Annotated in this window: 15 protein-coding genes and 1 riboswitch; of the genes, 13 read left to right on the top strand and 2 right to left on the bottom strand. The window is 67.5% G+C overall.

Annotation, left to right across the window (positions count from 1 at the left end; translation table 11 throughout):
* Positions 1 to 357 (bottom strand): GxxExxY protein (locus tag CMN27_RS12190; protein WP_293626783.1); only part of this gene is annotated, 357 nt, incomplete at its 3' end.
* 59 nt (positions 358 to 416) lie between these two features.
* Complete coding sequence (locus CMN27_RS12185; protein WP_293626782.1) at positions 417 to 1,457, bottom strand: homocysteine S-methyltransferase family protein; 1,041 nt, start codon at positions 1,455 to 1,457, stop codon at positions 417 to 419.
* A gap of 145 nt (positions 1,458 to 1,602) precedes the next feature.
* A riboswitch (cobalamin riboswitch) is annotated at positions 1,603 to 1,828 on the top strand.
* A 142-nt stretch (positions 1,829 to 1,970) separates the two neighbouring features.
* Between CMN27_RS12185 and btuB the strand changes: the two genes are divergently transcribed.
* The 13 genes from btuB to CMN27_RS12120 all read left to right on the top strand — a co-directional run bounded on the left by btuB (position 1,971) and on the right by CMN27_RS12120 (position 14,494).
* A complete protein-coding gene (gene btuB, locus CMN27_RS12180) occupies positions 1,971 to 3,917 on the top strand; it encodes a TonB-dependent vitamin B12 receptor (protein ID WP_293626781.1) in 1,947 nt (648 codons plus the stop codon).
* A 28-nt stretch (positions 3,918 to 3,945) separates the two neighbouring features.
* Complete coding sequence (gene cobO / locus CMN27_RS12175; protein WP_293626780.1) at positions 3,946 to 4,572, top strand: cob(I)yrinic acid a,c-diamide adenosyltransferase; 627 nt, start codon at positions 3,946 to 3,948, stop codon at positions 4,570 to 4,572.
* A gap of 66 nt (positions 4,573 to 4,638) precedes the next feature.
* Complete coding sequence (locus CMN27_RS12170; protein WP_293626778.1) at positions 4,639 to 5,349, top strand: adenosylcobinamide amidohydrolase; 711 nt, start codon at positions 4,639 to 4,641, stop codon at positions 5,347 to 5,349.
* Entirely contained in the window at positions 5,339 to 6,835 is a 1,497-nt protein-coding gene (locus CMN27_RS12165; protein ID WP_293626777.1) for a cobyric acid synthase, read from the top strand. Before CMN27_RS12170 ends, CMN27_RS12165 begins: the two co-directional genes overlap by 11 nt.
* On the top strand, positions 6,832 to 7,839 hold the full coding sequence (locus CMN27_RS12160; protein WP_293626776.1) for an iron ABC transporter permease: 1,008 nt from the start codon (positions 6,832 to 6,834) through the stop codon (positions 7,837 to 7,839). The genes CMN27_RS12165 and CMN27_RS12160 overlap by 4 nt, the downstream gene beginning before the upstream one ends.
* Positions 7,836 to 8,621: a heme ABC transporter ATP-binding protein gene (locus CMN27_RS12155; protein WP_293626775.1), complete on the top strand. Its 786-nt coding sequence runs from the start codon at positions 7,836 to 7,838 to the stop codon at positions 8,619 to 8,621. Before CMN27_RS12160 ends, CMN27_RS12155 begins: the two co-directional genes overlap by 4 nt.
* 33 nt (positions 8,622 to 8,654) lie before the next feature.
* Positions 8,655 to 9,182 (top strand): bifunctional adenosylcobinamide kinase/adenosylcobinamide-phosphate guanylyltransferase, encoded by a 528-nt coding sequence (cobU, locus tag CMN27_RS12150; RefSeq protein ID WP_293626774.1) that lies wholly within the window; start codon positions 8,655 to 8,657, stop codon positions 9,180 to 9,182.
* Positions 9,179 to 10,240 (top strand): nicotinate-nucleotide--dimethylbenzimidazole phosphoribosyltransferase, encoded by a 1,062-nt coding sequence (cobT, locus tag CMN27_RS12145; protein WP_293626772.1) that lies wholly within the window; start codon positions 9,179 to 9,181, stop codon positions 10,238 to 10,240. Before cobU ends, cobT begins: the two co-directional genes overlap by 4 nt.
* The gene (locus CMN27_RS12140) at positions 10,233 to 10,868 is read left to right on the top strand and encodes a histidine phosphatase family protein (RefSeq protein WP_293626771.1); all 636 of its coding nucleotides are present in this window, start codon (positions 10,233 to 10,235) and stop codon (positions 10,866 to 10,868) included. The genes cobT and CMN27_RS12140 overlap by 8 nt, the downstream gene beginning before the upstream one ends.
* Positions 10,856 to 11,635 (top strand): adenosylcobinamide-GDP ribazoletransferase, encoded by a 780-nt coding sequence (gene cobS, locus CMN27_RS12135; RefSeq protein WP_293626770.1) that lies wholly within the window; start codon positions 10,856 to 10,858, stop codon positions 11,633 to 11,635. The genes CMN27_RS12140 and cobS overlap by 13 nt, the downstream gene beginning before the upstream one ends.
* Positions 11,626 to 12,552, top strand: a complete 927-nt coding sequence (cbiB, locus tag CMN27_RS12130; protein WP_293626769.1) for an adenosylcobinamide-phosphate synthase CbiB — start codon at positions 11,626 to 11,628, stop codon at positions 12,550 to 12,552. Before cobS ends, cbiB begins: the two co-directional genes overlap by 10 nt.
* Complete coding sequence (gene cobD / locus CMN27_RS12125) at positions 12,543 to 13,568, top strand: threonine-phosphate decarboxylase CobD (RefSeq protein WP_293626768.1); 1,026 nt, start codon at positions 12,543 to 12,545, stop codon at positions 13,566 to 13,568. Before cbiB ends, cobD begins: the two co-directional genes overlap by 10 nt.
* Positions 13,569 to 13,609: 41 nt before the next feature.
* Positions 13,610 to 14,494, top strand: coding sequence for a cobalamin-binding protein (locus CMN27_RS12120; RefSeq protein WP_293626767.1), 885 nt, complete (start codon positions 13,610 to 13,612; stop codon positions 14,492 to 14,494).
* Positions 14,495 to 14,594 lie beyond the last annotated feature (100 nt).

The raw sequence follows: 14,594 nt of genomic DNA, 5'->3' as shown, positions 1-14,594 counted from the left end.
GCGGCGATATTGCAAGCTCGATTGGCCGAAGTTTATAAGTAAACCTCGTTCCAAGCCGGTGGCCCGAAGGTAATTGATGACTTGCGCATGTTCGATTTGGGTTGTGCGTTCGATAGCCTTTATTTCTACTATGATGTCATCGAAGCAGACGAAATCAGCCCGGTATGTGCATGCGAGCGGTTCGCCCTTGTAGCGAATCTTAAGCGGATACTGCTGTTCGTGCGGGATTTGGCGCGCAGCGAGTTCGAGAGCGAGCGCTTCGTGATAAACCTGTTCGAGAAAGCCACGCCCCAACACCCGATGCACTTCCATGGCGGCGCCGATAATCGCGTAGGTTTGCGGGTCTCGTTCGTCCACCGGGGGTAATCTGTGTAAATCTGTGAAATCTGTGGTTACTTCTTCTTCTCCTTCAGATTTCACGCTGATGCAGTGAACGGTTCCAGGCCCGACAGGCGCATGGCGCGCTTGATCTCCGGGCGCCGGCGCGGGGTCTTGCCTTCGACGGCCCGGGCGATGGCGCCGATATGTTCGGGTGTGGAGCCGCAGCAGCCGCCGGCCATGTTGAGCAGGCCGGCTTCGGCCCATTCGCCGATATGTTCGGCCATTTCCTCGGGCGTGAGGTCGTATTCGCCGAATTCGTTGGGCAGGCCGGCGTTCGGATAGGCATGCACGTAGCAGGGCGCGATACGCGACATCTCGGCTACGTAGGTACGCAGGGCGTCCGGGCCCAGGGCACAGTTCAGGCCCATGGTCAGCGGCCGGGCGTGGGCCACCGAATTGTAGAAGGCTTCGGTGGTCTGGCCCGAGAGGGTACGCCCGGAGGCGTCGGTGATGGTGCCCGAAATCATCAGCGGCACGTCGATGTTTCGCTCACGCAGGAGCTTGCGGTAGGCATAGATCGCGGCCTTGGCGTTGAGCGTGTCGAAGATGGTTTCCATCAGGATGATATCGACGCCGCCGTCGAGCAGCGCCTCGGCGGCTTCGCCGTAGGCTTTGGCCAGTTCGTCGAAGTCGGTGTTGCGCTTGCCGGGGTCGTTGACGTCCGGCGAGATCGACGCGGTGCGATTGGTCGGCCCGATCACCCCCGCGACCCAGCGCGGCTTGTCGGCGGTGGCGTATTCGTCGGCCACGCTGCGCGCGATCTTCGCGGCCTCGACGTTCAGCTCCACGGCCAGATCTTCCATGTGGTAGTCGGCCTGGGCGATGGTCGTCGCCGAGAAGGTATTGGTGGTGAGGATATCCGAGCCGGCCGCTGCGTACTGCGCGGTGATGTCGCGGATGAGTTCCGGCTTGGTCAGGGTCAGCAGGTCGTTGTTGCCCTTGAGATCGCTTTCCCAGTCCGCGAAGCGCTCGCCGCGATAGTCGGCCTCGTTTGGATCGTGGTTCTGGATCATGGTGCCCATGGCGCCGTCGAGTACCAGAATGCGCTCGGCGAGCGCGGCTATCAGATCGCTCATGGATACCTTGAATGTCTGTATGGAGGCGCAGTATATCCGTTTATCCGGATAGACAGGAAGGCAGGGCCGCGCGCTGAAGCCGTATCGGCCTTAAAAAACGCAGGAACCCGGCGCAGGCAATGCTTGACGGCGCGGCCGGGCCTGCTAGGCTTCGCGCATCGCAGGTGTCCGGGTGCTCAAGGCGCTCGGGTTAAACGGGAAGCCGGTGCGTTGTCATCAACCGCATGACGACAAGGCCGGCACTGCCCCCGCAACGGTAGGCGAGTAGGGATCGACACATCGGCCACTGGGCATGACGCCCGGGAAGGCGTGTCGATCGCCCGCAAGGGCGCTCGCAAGTCCGGAGACCGGCCCGCGATACGAGGCAGCGACATCGCGGCGGGCGATGAGACGGCAGATCGGCGATGCGCGCACGCGCGTGTCGTGTTCCCCGTTTTATTTCTTTCTGGCGCTATTTCGCGGCTGTATCCATTACGGCGCGCGGGCGTGCGCGCCAGGGATCTTGGGGGAACCATGTCCATCGATCGTTTTTACACCGGCCTGCCGGCGTGTGTCGTACTGCTGTGCGCGGCGTTTGTGTCCGGCCCCGTCGCCGCCCAGCCGGCGTCCCAGACTTCGACAGCCCAGCGTACCGCCGGTTCGACCACGGCTGATGCGGCGACGGCGCGGCTCGACGATATCCAGGTCACGGCCACGCGTACCCCGCAGCGGGTCAGCGATACGCTTGCCGCCACCACGGTCATTGATCGCGACGATATCGAGCGGCTCCAGGCCCGCTCGGTACGCGATCTGCTGCGGCGTACGCCGGGCCTGACCATCGCCAACAACGGCGGGCCGGGCAAATCCTCGTCGATTTTTCTGCGCGGCACGGAATCCGATCACACGCTGGTGCTGGTCGACGGCGTGGAATACCGCTCGGCCACGGCCGGGGCCGCCGCGATCGAGGATCTGGCCGTCGAGCAGATCGAGCGCATCGAGATCGTGCGCGGGCCGCGGTCGTCGCTCTATGGCGCCGATGCCATTGGCGGGGTGATCCAGATATTCACCCGCAACGGGCGCGGTGTATCCGGCACGCGGCCGTATTTCCAGATCGGCGCCGGCAGCGACAGCACCTATGAAGGCCAGGTGGGCGTGGCCGGCAGCGACGACAATTCCCACTACAACCTCAGCGTCAGCGGCCGTCGTACCGACGGTTTCGATGCCTGCAGCGCCGAGGCCGCGGGCGTGGGCGGCTGTTTCACCGACGAGCCGGACGACGACGGCTACGACCGCGTGTCGCTGGCCTTCAACTACGGCCATATCTTCGATAACGGCGTGGCGTGGGATCTGAACTTCCTGCGTGCCGAAGGCAGCGTCGAATTCGACGGCACCGCCCAGAACGCCAGCGATACGATCCAGCAGATCATCGGCACCTCGCTGAGCTGGCGGCCCGTGGATACATGGCGCACCAAGCTTGCCTACGGCAACAGCCGCGACGACTCCGACAACTTCCTGGACGGGCGCTATGTCACCGCCTTCGAAACCCAGCGCCATCAGCTGAGCTGGCAGAACGACATCACCCTGCCCAACGACGACCTGTTCACCCTGGGCGTCGACTACAAGCTCGAAAGCGTCGACGGCGACACCGACGGCGATCGCCGCAATGATTTCGGTGGCGATCTGCGCGAGGACAGTCGTGATAACACGGGTCTGTTCGCCCAGTATCTGGGCGACTGGGGCCGCCATCATGTCCAGCTGTCCGCCCGCGGCGACGACAACGAACAATTCGGCGAGCATGCCACCGGCAGTGCCGCCTACGGCATCGATTTCGCCGATGCCTATACCGCCAGTATTTCCTACGGCACCGCCTTCAAAGCGCCGACCTTCAATGAGCTGTACTTCCCCAACTACGGCAACCCCGATCTCGACCCGGAAGAATCGGACAGTGTCGAAGTCGGTCTCGAAGGTGATCACGACTGGGGCCGCTGGTCGCTGCGCGCCTATCAGACCGAAATCGACGACCTGATCGCCTACGACTCGGCCACCTTCGCCCCGGCCAATATCGAAGACACCCGGATTCGCGGCGCCGAAGCGAGCGTTGGCACCGCAGTGGCAGACTGGCAGCTCAATGCCCAGTTCACCTGGCTGGACACCGAAAACCGTAGCGCCGGCCCGAACCAGGGCAACGAACTGCCGCGCCGGCCATCGCATAGCGCACAGTTCGATGTGGACCGCGCCTTCGGGCGCTACAGTGCCGGGGCGAGCCTGACCGTCGCGGACTCAAGCTACGACGACGCTAGCAACCAAAACGAGCTGGACAGCTACCAGCTCGTAGACCTGCGGGCCTCGGTGGAAGTCGCCCGCGACTGGCTCGTCCAGGCCAGCCTCAACAACCTGTTCGACGAGGACTACCGGACCGTGCGTTTCTACAACCAGCCGGATCGCAACGTGTTCTTTACCCTGCGCTACCAGCCCGAGTAAACCCGGGCGCCACCCAACCGGAGCCGCCATGAGCGACGAACCCCGCAGTGACGACGACGCCAAGGCCGCACGCCACAAGGCGAGCATGAAGAAACAAAAGGCCCGCGTGGATGCGGCCATCGAGGCCGCCGATACCGAACGCGGCGTGCTGTTGCTGCTCACCGGCAACGGCAAGGGCAAGTCGTCCTCGGCCTTCGGCATGGTCATGCGTGCGCTCGGCTATGGTCATCGCGTGGGCGTGGTGCAGTTCATCAAGGGCCAGCAGCTCTCGGGTGAAGAGATCTACGTACGCGATCATTGCCCGCAGGTGGATTTCCATCAGATGGGCACCGGCTTTACCTGGAACACCCAGGATCGCAGCGGCGATATCGCTGCGGCCGAGGCCACCTGGGCCAAGGTCGAGCCGATGCTCACCGACGACAGCTTCGACCTGGTGGTGCTCGACGAACTGACCTACATGATCGGCTACGGCTATCTGGACGAACAGAAAGTGCTGGACGCGCTGGCCAACCGCCCGCGTGAACAGTCGGTGGTGGTCACCGGCCGTGGCGGCGGCGCGGCCCTGCGCGAGCTGGCGGATACCGTCTCCGAGGTCAAGGACATCAAGCACGCCTTCAAGACCGGCATCAAGGCGCGCAAGGGCGTGGATTACTAGGTAATGGCGCCAGCCCCGGCTATCTGGCGGCGCTGGTCTGCGCGTGACTATCTGCCATCGGCTACGGTGCGGACCATTCCCGCAGCGCGTTTGCTGCCGGGCTGGCAGGCCCGCGTGGCCGATAGCGGGTTGGCGATTGCGTTCGCCACGCCCAGCCGATGTCTGAGCTCGGCGGTGGCGGGCGGTGGCTGGTGCCAAACCCACGGGTTTGCCAACCGCCATGTCGGCGATGCTGATCGTGCGGCGCTGGATAGGCCGGCGGATCTGATCGCGGACTTCGCGCAGCAGCGCGGCCTGAAAACGAATCATGTCGGCATGCTCACCGCGGCCTCGATGCGCAGCCTGCGTATTGCGGCGGTCGATATCGAGGGCGAGCGCCTCTGCCTGTTTGTGACCGCGGGCCTTGCCAACGCCCGGCGCGCCGGCGATCGGGCGGATCGGCGTGAACTGCGCCCCGGCCCCTACGAAATAGGCACCATCAATCTGGCCCTGGCGACCACGCTCGCGCTGACCCCGGCAGCACAGGTCGAAACCCTGGCCACGCTCACCGAAGCCAAGGCTGCGGCGCTGCAAGCGCTTGATGCGCGCAGCCCGATCACGGGCGAGATCGCGACGGGCACCGGTACCGATGCCACCGCCGTATTCTGTACCAGCGCCGGCGAGTCGCTTCGCTACACGGGCAAGCACACCCGGTTTGGCGAATATGCCGCGCGGCTGGTGATCGACGCGCTGACCGATTCGATTGTCCCCGAGGCAGGATGGGCCGATGGGCGCTAGAACCCTCATGATCCAGGGCACGGCGACCGACGCGGGCAAATCGACGCTGGTGGCCGGGCTGGGCCGTGTCTGGCATCGGCGGGGCCTGTCGGTCACCCCGTTCAAGCCACAGAACATGGCGTTGAACAGCGCGGTGTCGGTCGACGGCGGCGAAATCGCCCGTGCCCAGGCGGTACAGGCCGCGGCCTGTGGTGTGGCGCCCACCATCGACATGAGCCCGGTGCTGCTCAAGCCCTCCAGCGATCGCAATGCCCAGGTGATCATCCACGGCCGAGCCGTGGCGGGCATGTCCGCCCGCGACTACCACCACTACAAGCCCACGGCGATGGCAGCGGTACGCGCCTCGTATGCGCGTCTGCTCGAACAATACGAACGCGTGCTCGTCGAAGGCGCGGGCAGCCCGGCCGAGGTCAACCTGCGCGAAAACGATATCGCCAACATGGGTTTCGCCGAGGCCGTGGACTGCCCGGTGGTGCTGGTGGCCGATATCGACAAGGGCGGGGTGTTCGCCCAGATCGTGGGCACGCTGGCATTACTCTCGGAATCGGAGCGGGCACGGATCGCGGGTTTCGTGATCAACCGCTTTCGTGGCGATATCGCCCTGCTCGAACCGGGCCTGGACTGGCTGGAACGTGAGACCGGCAAACCGGTGTTCGGCGTGCTGCCCTGGTTGGACGGGCTCTATCTCGACGCCGAGGACGCCATCGCCCGCGATCAACGCCGCGATGACGCCGCGGCGTTCGTGGTGCAGGTGCCGGCGTTGCCGCGTATTTCCAACCACACCGACTTCGATGCCCTGCGCCTGCAGCCGGGTATCGACCTGCAATGGGTCGGGCCGGGCCAGCGTCCGGGCGGGGCCGATCTCATCGTGCTGCCCGGCTCCAAGAACGTACGCGCCGATCGGCAATGGCTCACGGCCAACGGCTGGGATGCGCATATCGCCCGCCATCTGCGCTACGGCGGGCGCGTGCTCGGCATCTGCGGCGGCTATCAGATGCTCGGACAGGCCGTCGACGACCCGCAGGGCGTGGAAGACGCGCCGGGACGTGTCGACGGGCTGGGCCTGCTCGATATCGTCACCGAAATCGGCACCGAAAAACGTCTCGAGAACGTCAGCGGTCGCCTCGTCGCCGCCGGCATGCCGGAGATGGCAACGGTCGCCGGCTATCGGATTCATTGTGGCGTGACCCGGGGCGCGGATCTCGATCGGCCGTTCGTCCAACTCGAAACCGGGGCCGACGGGGCGATCAGCGCCGACGGTCAGGTGGCCGGCACCTATCTGCACGGGCTGTTCGACAGCGCGGCCGGCTGTGCGGCGGTGCTCGCCTGGGCCGGTTACGAAAACGCCACCACCGAAGACCTCGCCGATATGCGCGAGCGCCAGTTCGAGCGTCTGGCCGATGCGGTGGAAGCCGCCATCGATATCGAGGCGCTGGAAAGCGCGGCCCTGGGTATCGAGGTCGCGGACATCGAGGCTCGGGCATGAGCCCGCGCCGGCTCGTCTGGCTGCTCGCGCTCGCCCTGCCGTGCTGCGTGCTGGCGGCGGTGATGCTGGGTGCGGTGCGCCTGCCCGCGCTGGATGTGCTGGCCGTGCTCGTCGGCCGCGACGAAGGGCTGGACCGGCTGGCCCTGATCGTGCGCCAGCTGCGCCTGCCGCGGGCGCTGCTCACCGGGCTGGTCGGGGCACTGCTGGCGATCTGCGGCGCAGCCATGCAGGGGCTGTTTCGCAACCCGCTGGCCGATCCGTCGCTGATCGGCGTGACCGCGGGCGCCTCGGTGGGCGCGAGTCTGGTGATCGTGTTTGCCGGCGGGGTCGCCGGCTTTGTCGGGCTGTCGCTGGTTTCGCTGGGCGCATTCGTCGGCGGTACGGCAGCGGTGTTGCTGGTCTATCGGCTGGCGACCGGGCCGGGCGGTACGTCGGTCGCCACCATGCTGCTGGCCGGTATCGCCATCGGCGCCCTGGCCGGCAGCGTGGGCTCGCTGCTGGAGTTTCATGCCGACAACGAAATGCTGCGCCGAATCAGCCTCTGGCGCATGGGCGGGCTCGACGGCGCCAACTGGTCACGGGTGGCGATCGTGGCCGGCGTGAGTGCGTTGATATTCGCGGTGCTGCCGCGCCAGGCCGATGCCCTCAACGCCCTGCTGCTGGGCGAATCCGAGGCCCGGCATCTGGGAATCGCGGTGGATCGCATCAAGCGCCGACTGGTGCTGCTGACCGCCGCCGGCGTGGGTGTGTCGGTGGCAGTAGCCGGGGCGATCACCTTCGTGGGGCTGGTGGTGCCGCATATCGTGCGCATGCTCATCGGCCCCGATCACCGCTGGCTGCTGCCGGCTTCAGCGCTGGCGGGCGCAATTCTATTGCTGGTGGCCGATACGCTGGCGCGGGTCGTGGTGGCCCCCACCGAGCTGCCCGTGGGCCTGCTCACGGCTCTGCTCGGCGCGCCGTTCTTCATTTCGCTGCTGCGCCGTCGCCGCGAGTACGGGCTATGAGCGAGCGGCTGCTCGAAGTCGAAGGTCTGGCTCTGACCGCGGGCGGTCGAACCGTGGTCGAGGCGGTCGAGTTCGTATTGGCGGCCGGACAACATCTGGCCGTGATCGGACCGAACGGCGCCGGCAAGTCGACGCTCATTCATGCCCTGATCGGCGATGTGGCGCCTGCGGCCGGGTCGATCCGACTCGCCGGTCGGGCATTGGCGGATTGGCCGGCACGCGAGCGCGCCTGTCGGGTCGCGCTGCTGCCCCAGGCCAGCGCTCTGGGTTTTCCGTTCACCGTGGCCGAGGTGGTGCGCCTGGGCCGCGGCCCACATGCCTCGGGCAGCGTGGCCGACCGCGACATCGTGGCGCAAACGCTTGCGGCCTGCGATATCGCCCACCTGCGCGAGCGGGCCTATACGCAGCTCTCCGGCGGCGAGAAGCAGCGCGTACAGCTGGCCCGGGTCATGAGCCAGATCTGGCGGGCGGAGGATGCCGGCGACCGGCTGCTGCTGCTCGACGAGCCGGTGGCCGCGCTCGATCTGGGCCACCAGCGCCTCGTGATGCGCGAAGTGGCGGCGCTGGCAGCCCGCGGCGTGGCGGTGGTGAGCGTGCTGCACGACATCAGCCTCGCAGCGCGCTATGCCGATCGTATGCTGGCCCTGCGGGAGGGTCGCACCATCGCAGCCGGCACGCCGGCCGAGGTGGTCACCGCCGAGGGTATGCAGCGGCTGTTCGATACCCGAACCCGGGTGATCGTTCATCCCGACAGCCAGACGCCGGTGGTGCTGCATGGCTGAACGATGGGGTTCCGGTGCTCAGGAGTGCGTGCAATGAAAGAGCTGTTGCTGGGCGGCACGCGCAGCGGCAAGAGCCGTCATGCCGAAACGCGGGCGCTGTCGCTGGCCGTATCGCAATGGTTTTATGTGGCCACCGCCCAGGCCGGCGACACGGAAATGGCGGCGCGAATCCAGCATCATCGTGACGAGCGGGATGCGTGCTGGCAGACCGTGGAAGCCCCGCGCGACCTGGGCGCCTGCCTGCGCCGGCTGGACGGCCCCGACCGCTGTATTCTCGTCGATTGCCTGACGCTGTGGCTGAGCAATTGTCTGGCCGAAGACACGGTCTCGCCGACATGGCCCGAGGAACGTGACGCCCTGCTCGCGGCGGTCGACGACAGCCGGGCCAAGCTGATCTTCGTGTCCAACGAGGTCGGTTCCGGCATCGTGCCGCTGGGCGCGCTGTCGCGGCGTTTCGCCGACGAGGCCGGGCGGCTGCACCAGGCGCTGGCGGCGCGCTGCGATACGGTCACTCTGGTGGTGGCGGGCCTGCCACTCACGCTCAAGGAGAACGGTGCATGACCGACTGGCTACAAGAGCCGATCGCCCCGATTGATGAAGCGGCACGGGCCGGTGCGCGTGCCCGCCAGGCCATGCTCACCAAGCCGCCCGGTTCGCTTGGCCGTCTCGAAGGTCTGGCCGAGTCGTTCGCCGGCTGGCAGGGCCAGAGCGTACCCGTGCTCGACGATATCGATATCGTCGTCTTCGCCGCCGACCACGGCGTGGCAGCGCGTGGCGTGTCGGCATTCGATCAGGCCGTGACCGGCCAGATGATCGCCAACTTCGCTGCCGGCGGCGCGGCGATCTGCGTGCTGGCACGCCGCCACGGTGCACGACTTTCGATCGTCGACCTGGGCGCCGTGGCCCCGCCGGCCGATGGCGCACAGGTGATCGATGCCCGTATTCGCCCCGGCACCGCCGATTTCACCGAACAGGCGGCCATGCAGGCGGAGGAACTCGCACAGGCCCTGCAGGCCGGGCGCGAACGCGTGAGTGCCGCCGCGCAGCTGTTCATCGGCGGTGAGATGGGCATCGGCAATACCACCAGCGCGGCGGCGGTGCTGGCCGGGCTGACCGGCGCCACGCCAGGACAGGTGGTGGGCCATGGCACCGGGATCGACGCCGCCGGGCTGGCGCGCAAGCAGGCGGTAGTCGAAGCAGGACTGGCCCGGCATCGTACGAGCTGGGACGGCGTCGACGGCTCGGCACGGGCGCTGTCGATACTGCGCTGTGTGGGCGGCTTCGAAATCGCCGCACTGACCGGCGCCTTCGTGGCCGCGGCCCAGGCCGGCGTACCGGTGCTGGTGGATGGTTTCATCGCCAGCGTGGCGGCGCTATGCGCCCGCGAGATCGCGCCGGGCTGTGCGCAGTGGCAGCTGTTCGGGCACCGCTCGGCCGAAGCCGGGCATCGGTATTTGCTGCTCGACATCCTCCAGGCAAGGCCGCTTCTCGATCTGGACATGCGGCTTGGCGAAGGCAGTGGCGCGGCCCTGGCGCTGGCGGTGATCGGCGATGCGCTCGCCCTGCATGCCGGCATGGCCACCTTCGACGAAGCCGGGGTGACAAACCGCGATGGCTGAATCCACGACCACGCTCGTCGACCTGCTGCGCCACGGCGAATGCGAAGGCGGGCCGATCTTTCGCGGCAGCCTGGACGTGGCGCTGTCCGAGGCGGGGCTGGCGCGTATGCAGGCCCAGGCCGATGCGCAGCCGGGCTGGCAACACGTTATCGCATCGCCGCTGCGTCGCTGTCGGTTCTTTGCCGAGCGGCTGGCGGCCGCGCGCGGGCTTTCCATCGATATCGATACGCGCCTGCGCGAAATCGATTTCGGCCAATGGGAAGGCCGACCGGTGGCAGAGGTCTGGCAGCAGGATCGCGACGCCGCCCAGGCCTGGTTCGACGACCCCGAGCACAACGGCCCGCCGGGCGGCGAAGCCCTGTGTGAGCTGCGCGCCCGCGCCCGGGCCGCCTTCGACGAGGCCGTACGTGCCCATGCCGGCCGGCATCTGGTGCTGATGGCCCACGGCGGGCTGATACGCGCCCTGCTGGCCGACCTGCTCGCCATGCCGGCGGCGGCCATGCACCGTATCGAAGTGCCCTATGCCTGTCTCACGCGGCTGCGCGTGGTGCACAACGACGGGCGGGATCTTACCCAGCTGGTGGCCCACAACATCGACTTCGGCGCGGCCTCGTCATGCGATCGGTGAACGCGTTCCTGCAGCCGCTATGGCTGGCCTTTGGCCTGCTCACCACGCTGCCCATGGGCCGGCTGATCGCCGCGCCGGTCTCGGCGACCGATTCGGGTCGCTCGGTGCTGTGTTATCCGCTGGTCGGGCTTGTGATCGGCGCGGCGCTGGCGGGGGTGGCCACGGCGTTGCAGGCGGTCGATGCCGTGCTGGGGGCAGGGCTGGTGGTGGCGTTGTGGGTCGTGCTCACCGGCGCGCTGCACCTCGACGGACTGGCCGACTGTGTCGACGGCCTGTTCGCCGGCCACGGTCGCAGCGACCCCGAGCGTACGCTCGCCGTCATGAAAGACCCGGCCGCGGGGCCGATGGCGGTGGTCGCGCTGGTGCTGATGCTCGCCCTCAAGAGCGCGGCCTTGATCGCGCTGTGGCCGCAGGTGGGGCCAGCGTTGCTGGTGGCCGCCGTGCTCGCCCGTACTGCCGCCTGTCTGCTCATGGCCAGCACCCGCTACCGGCGTCGCGAAGGCCTGGCCAGCACGCTGGCGCTGAATCTATCGCGTCGCGATGCCTGGGTGATGGCCGCGATCGTTGCCGGTTTGACGCTGGCGTTCGCGGGTGTGGCGCTCGGCGTTGTCGCCATGCTGGCCGCGCTCGCGGTGGGTATGTTCTGGCGTGCGCTCTGGCAGCGACGTATCGGTGGCTATACCGGCGACGTGGTCGGCGCGCTGATCGAGCTGGTGGAAACGACCGCGCTGGTCGCGGCGGCGTTGTCGGTCGGCCCATGGAGCTGACCCTGGCGGTCGTCGCCGGCCTGGCACTCGACGCCTTGCTGGGTGAGCCACGAGCGGGTCATCCGTTGGTGGGTTTTGGTCGACTGGCGACGGCGTTGGATCGGCGCCTGCCGCGCCGTCGCTGGGCCGGCGCGCTGGCCTGGCTCGTGCTGGTGGTGCCACCGGCGGCCGCGGCCGGCATGGCGGTCTGGGCGCTGGCGCCGCTTGCGGGTTGGCTGGTCGCGACAGTCGTGCTCTGGCTGTGTATCGCCTGGCACAGCCTCAAGGCCCATACCCGCGCGGTCGAAACGGCGCTGGCGGCCGGCGATGTGGCCGGCGCACGGCGTGCGGTGGCCTGTCTGGTCAGCCGCGATACGGCGTGCATGGACGTGGCCGCGGTTCGTCGGGCCGCGCTCGAATCGCTGCTGGAAAACGCCGGCGACGGCGTGCATGCCACGCTGTTCTGGTTCGCCGCCGGCGGCCTGGCGGCGGGCCCGGGCGGCGCGGTGGCGGCGGCGGTCGCGCATCGGGCAATCAACACCCTCGATGCGATGTGGGGCTATCGTACGCCGCGTTATCGGCGCTTTGGCTGGGCCGCCGCACGGGCAGACGATCTGGCCAACTGGCCCAGCGCACGCCTGACCGCGCTGTCGTTCGCGCTGGTCGGCAACGCGGGCCGGGCCCTGCGCTGCTGGCGGCAACAGGCGCGGGCTTTGGCCAGTCCCAACGCCGGGCCGGTGATGTGTGCCGGCGCCGGCGCGCTGGGTTTGCGGCTGGGCGGCGCCGCCTTTTACCACGGTGTGTATCAACAGCGGCCGGTTTTCGGCTGCGGTGCGTTTGCCGCCGGCGGCGATATCGAGCGGGCGATCGCCATGATTGCGCGCACGCTCGTGGTCTGGATCGCCGCGATCTTATTGTTGGACGCGCTATGGCGTTGAACCACGGCGGCAGACTCATCGAGGCAAGCCGTCGCTACGGCATCGCCGAGGACGACTGGCTGGATCTGTCCACCGGCATTGCGCCCTGGTCGTATCCCGTGCCCGAGGTGCCGGCCCATGTGTGGGCGCGCCTGCCCGAGACCGACGATGGCCTCATCGCAGCCGCCGCCGACTACTACCGCGCCCGGGCGGATGCGATCACCGCCCTGCCGGGCAGCCAGTTCGCGATCCGCGAGCTGCCCCGGGCCATCTCGGCGCATAGCGGGCCGGGGCGTGTGGGCGTGCCGGCCGTGGGCTATGCCGAACATGGCCGCGCCTGGGCCATGGCTGGGCACGAGGTCGTGGCCTACGACGATTTGCCGGGGCTTTTCACGCTTGTGGAAACGCTCGACCACGCCGTGGTCATCAGTCCGAACAATCCCACCGGCGAACGCGCTGATATCGAAAGCCTGTGTGCGCTGGCCGGTGAGCTCGACCGACGTAACGGCCTGCTGCTGGTCGATGCCGCATTTGCCGACTGCAACGAAGGCCTGGCCACCCGCACCCTGCCGGCCAACGCGCTCGTGCTGCGCTCTCTGGGCAAGTTCTTTGGTCTCGCCGGGCTGCGGCTGGGTTTCATGATCGGCCGTGGCAGGATGGCGGTAGCCGTGGCCGAGCAGCTGCAGCCCTGGGGCGTGAGCCATCCGGCACGCTGGATCGGTCGGCATGCGCTGGTCGATCGCGCCTGGCAGGCGGCCCAGCAAAGCCGGATCGACGACGCTGCACGGTCGCTCACCGGGCTACTGAATCGGTATTTTTCGCAGCAGGCGGTAACCCCCGTCGGCTTGTTTGTGAGCGTGTTTTTCGACCGGGACGAGCAAGCCGGCCGTGTTCATACGGCACTGGCCGAACAGGCGATATGGACCCGCCTGGGCGACAACGGCCGCTGGCTGCGTTTCGGCCTGCCCGGCGATGCGCCGGCGGCGGCGCGGCTGGAGGCGGCATTGAACGAGATTGCGAGACGAGGGCTGTGCTGATGTCGATTTTTATACGCTCGAGACGGGGCAGCAAAGCACTGATGTTTGCCGTGACGATGCTGTTCGGGCTGCTGTGGTCAGCGTCGGCTATGGCCGCGGCGGTCGAAGTGACCGATTTTCGCGGTGAAGTCGTACGCCTGGACACGCCGGCGAAGCGTATCGTCGCGCTCGCCCCCCATCTGGTAGAAAACCTCTATAGCGCCGGGCTGGGTGATCGTATCGTGGGGGCTGTGTCGTACAGCGATTACCCGCCGGCGGCACGGGCGATTCCGCAAGTCGGCGGCTATACCAATATCAGTCTCGAAGCGGTACTCGCGAAGAACCCCGATCTGGTGGTGGCCTGGGCTTCGGGCCAGGGCGGCGATCCGGCCACGCTGGCCCGCTTCGAAGCGCTCGGCATTCCGGTGTATGTCGACCGGCCACGCCAGCTCGAGGATATCGGTCGTGCGATTCGCGATCTGGGCGCGCTTGGCAATACGCCCGAGGTGGCGAACGCGGCGGCGGCGCGCTTCGATCGCCGGCTGGCCTCGCTACGCCAGCGCTATGCCAGCCGTCCGCCGGTGAGCGTGTTCTATCAAGTCTGGGACGAACCGTTGCAGACCCTGGCCGGCGAACAGTTCGTTGGTCAGGTCATACGTTTGTGCGGTGGGCGCAATATCTTTGCCGACGCGGTCTCGCTGGCGCCCCGGATCGGCATCGAATCAGTGCTCGAGCGCGATCCCGAGGCCATCGTCGCCAGCGGCATGGGTGATGAACGCCCGGACTGGCTCGATGACTGGCGCGACTGGCCCGGCCTGCAGGCGGTCGAGAACGAGCATCTGTTCTTCGTGCCACCGGATCTGATCCAGCGTGCGACGGTGCGGGTGCTTGAGGGCGCGAGCTTGCTGTGCCGACAACTGGCGCGGGTTCGCGAAGACGGCTACTGACTATCAATCGCAGGGCCAGACATGAGGTTTTGCCCGGCGGATTGGGGCGTGATCGCAGGCATGTCGGCGCCGGATCGACGTTACGGTTCCGATAAATATC

The sequence above is a fragment of the Salinisphaera sp. genome (genome assembly GCF_002729955.1).
Taxonomy (GTDB): Bacteria; Pseudomonadota; Gammaproteobacteria; order Nevskiales; family Salinisphaeraceae; genus Salinisphaera.
Note: the sequence above shows the minus strand (reverse complement) of the source record. Positions and strands in the feature narration are given on the sequence as shown.

Coding starts and splice junctions, on each gene's coding strand:
- cobO (WP_293626780.1), top strand. CDS start 3,946: ATGAGCGACGAACCCCGCAGTGACGACGACGCCAAGGCCGCACGCCAC.
- CMN27_RS12185 (WP_293626782.1), bottom strand. CDS start 1,457: ATGAGCGATCTGATAGCCGCGCTCGCCGAGCGCATTCTGGTACTCGAC.
- CMN27_RS12120 (WP_293626767.1), top strand. CDS start 13,610: ATGTTTGCCGTGACGATGCTGTTCGGGCTGCTGTGGTCAGCGTCGGCT.
- CMN27_RS12165 (WP_293626777.1), top strand. CDS start 5,339: ATGGGCGCTAGAACCCTCATGATCCAGGGCACGGCGACCGACGCGGGC.
- cobD (WP_293626768.1), top strand. CDS start 12,543: ATGGCGTTGAACCACGGCGGCAGACTCATCGAGGCAAGCCGTCGCTAC.
- CMN27_RS12140 (WP_293626771.1), top strand. CDS start 10,233: ATGGCTGAATCCACGACCACGCTCGTCGACCTGCTGCGCCACGGCGAA.
- cobU (WP_293626774.1), top strand. CDS start 8,655: ATGAAAGAGCTGTTGCTGGGCGGCACGCGCAGCGGCAAGAGCCGTCAT.
- btuB (WP_293626781.1), top strand. CDS start 1,971: ATGTCCATCGATCGTTTTTACACCGGCCTGCCGGCGTGTGTCGTACTG.
- cobT (WP_293626772.1), top strand. CDS start 9,179: ATGACCGACTGGCTACAAGAGCCGATCGCCCCGATTGATGAAGCGGCA.
- CMN27_RS12160 (WP_293626776.1), top strand. CDS start 6,832: ATGAGCCCGCGCCGGCTCGTCTGGCTGCTCGCGCTCGCCCTGCCGTGC.
- cobS (WP_293626770.1), top strand. CDS start 10,856: ATGCGATCGGTGAACGCGTTCCTGCAGCCGCTATGGCTGGCCTTTGGC.
- CMN27_RS12155 (WP_293626775.1), top strand. CDS start 7,836: ATGAGCGAGCGGCTGCTCGAAGTCGAAGGTCTGGCTCTGACCGCGGGC.
- cbiB (WP_293626769.1), top strand. CDS start 11,626: ATGGAGCTGACCCTGGCGGTCGTCGCCGGCCTGGCACTCGACGCCTTG.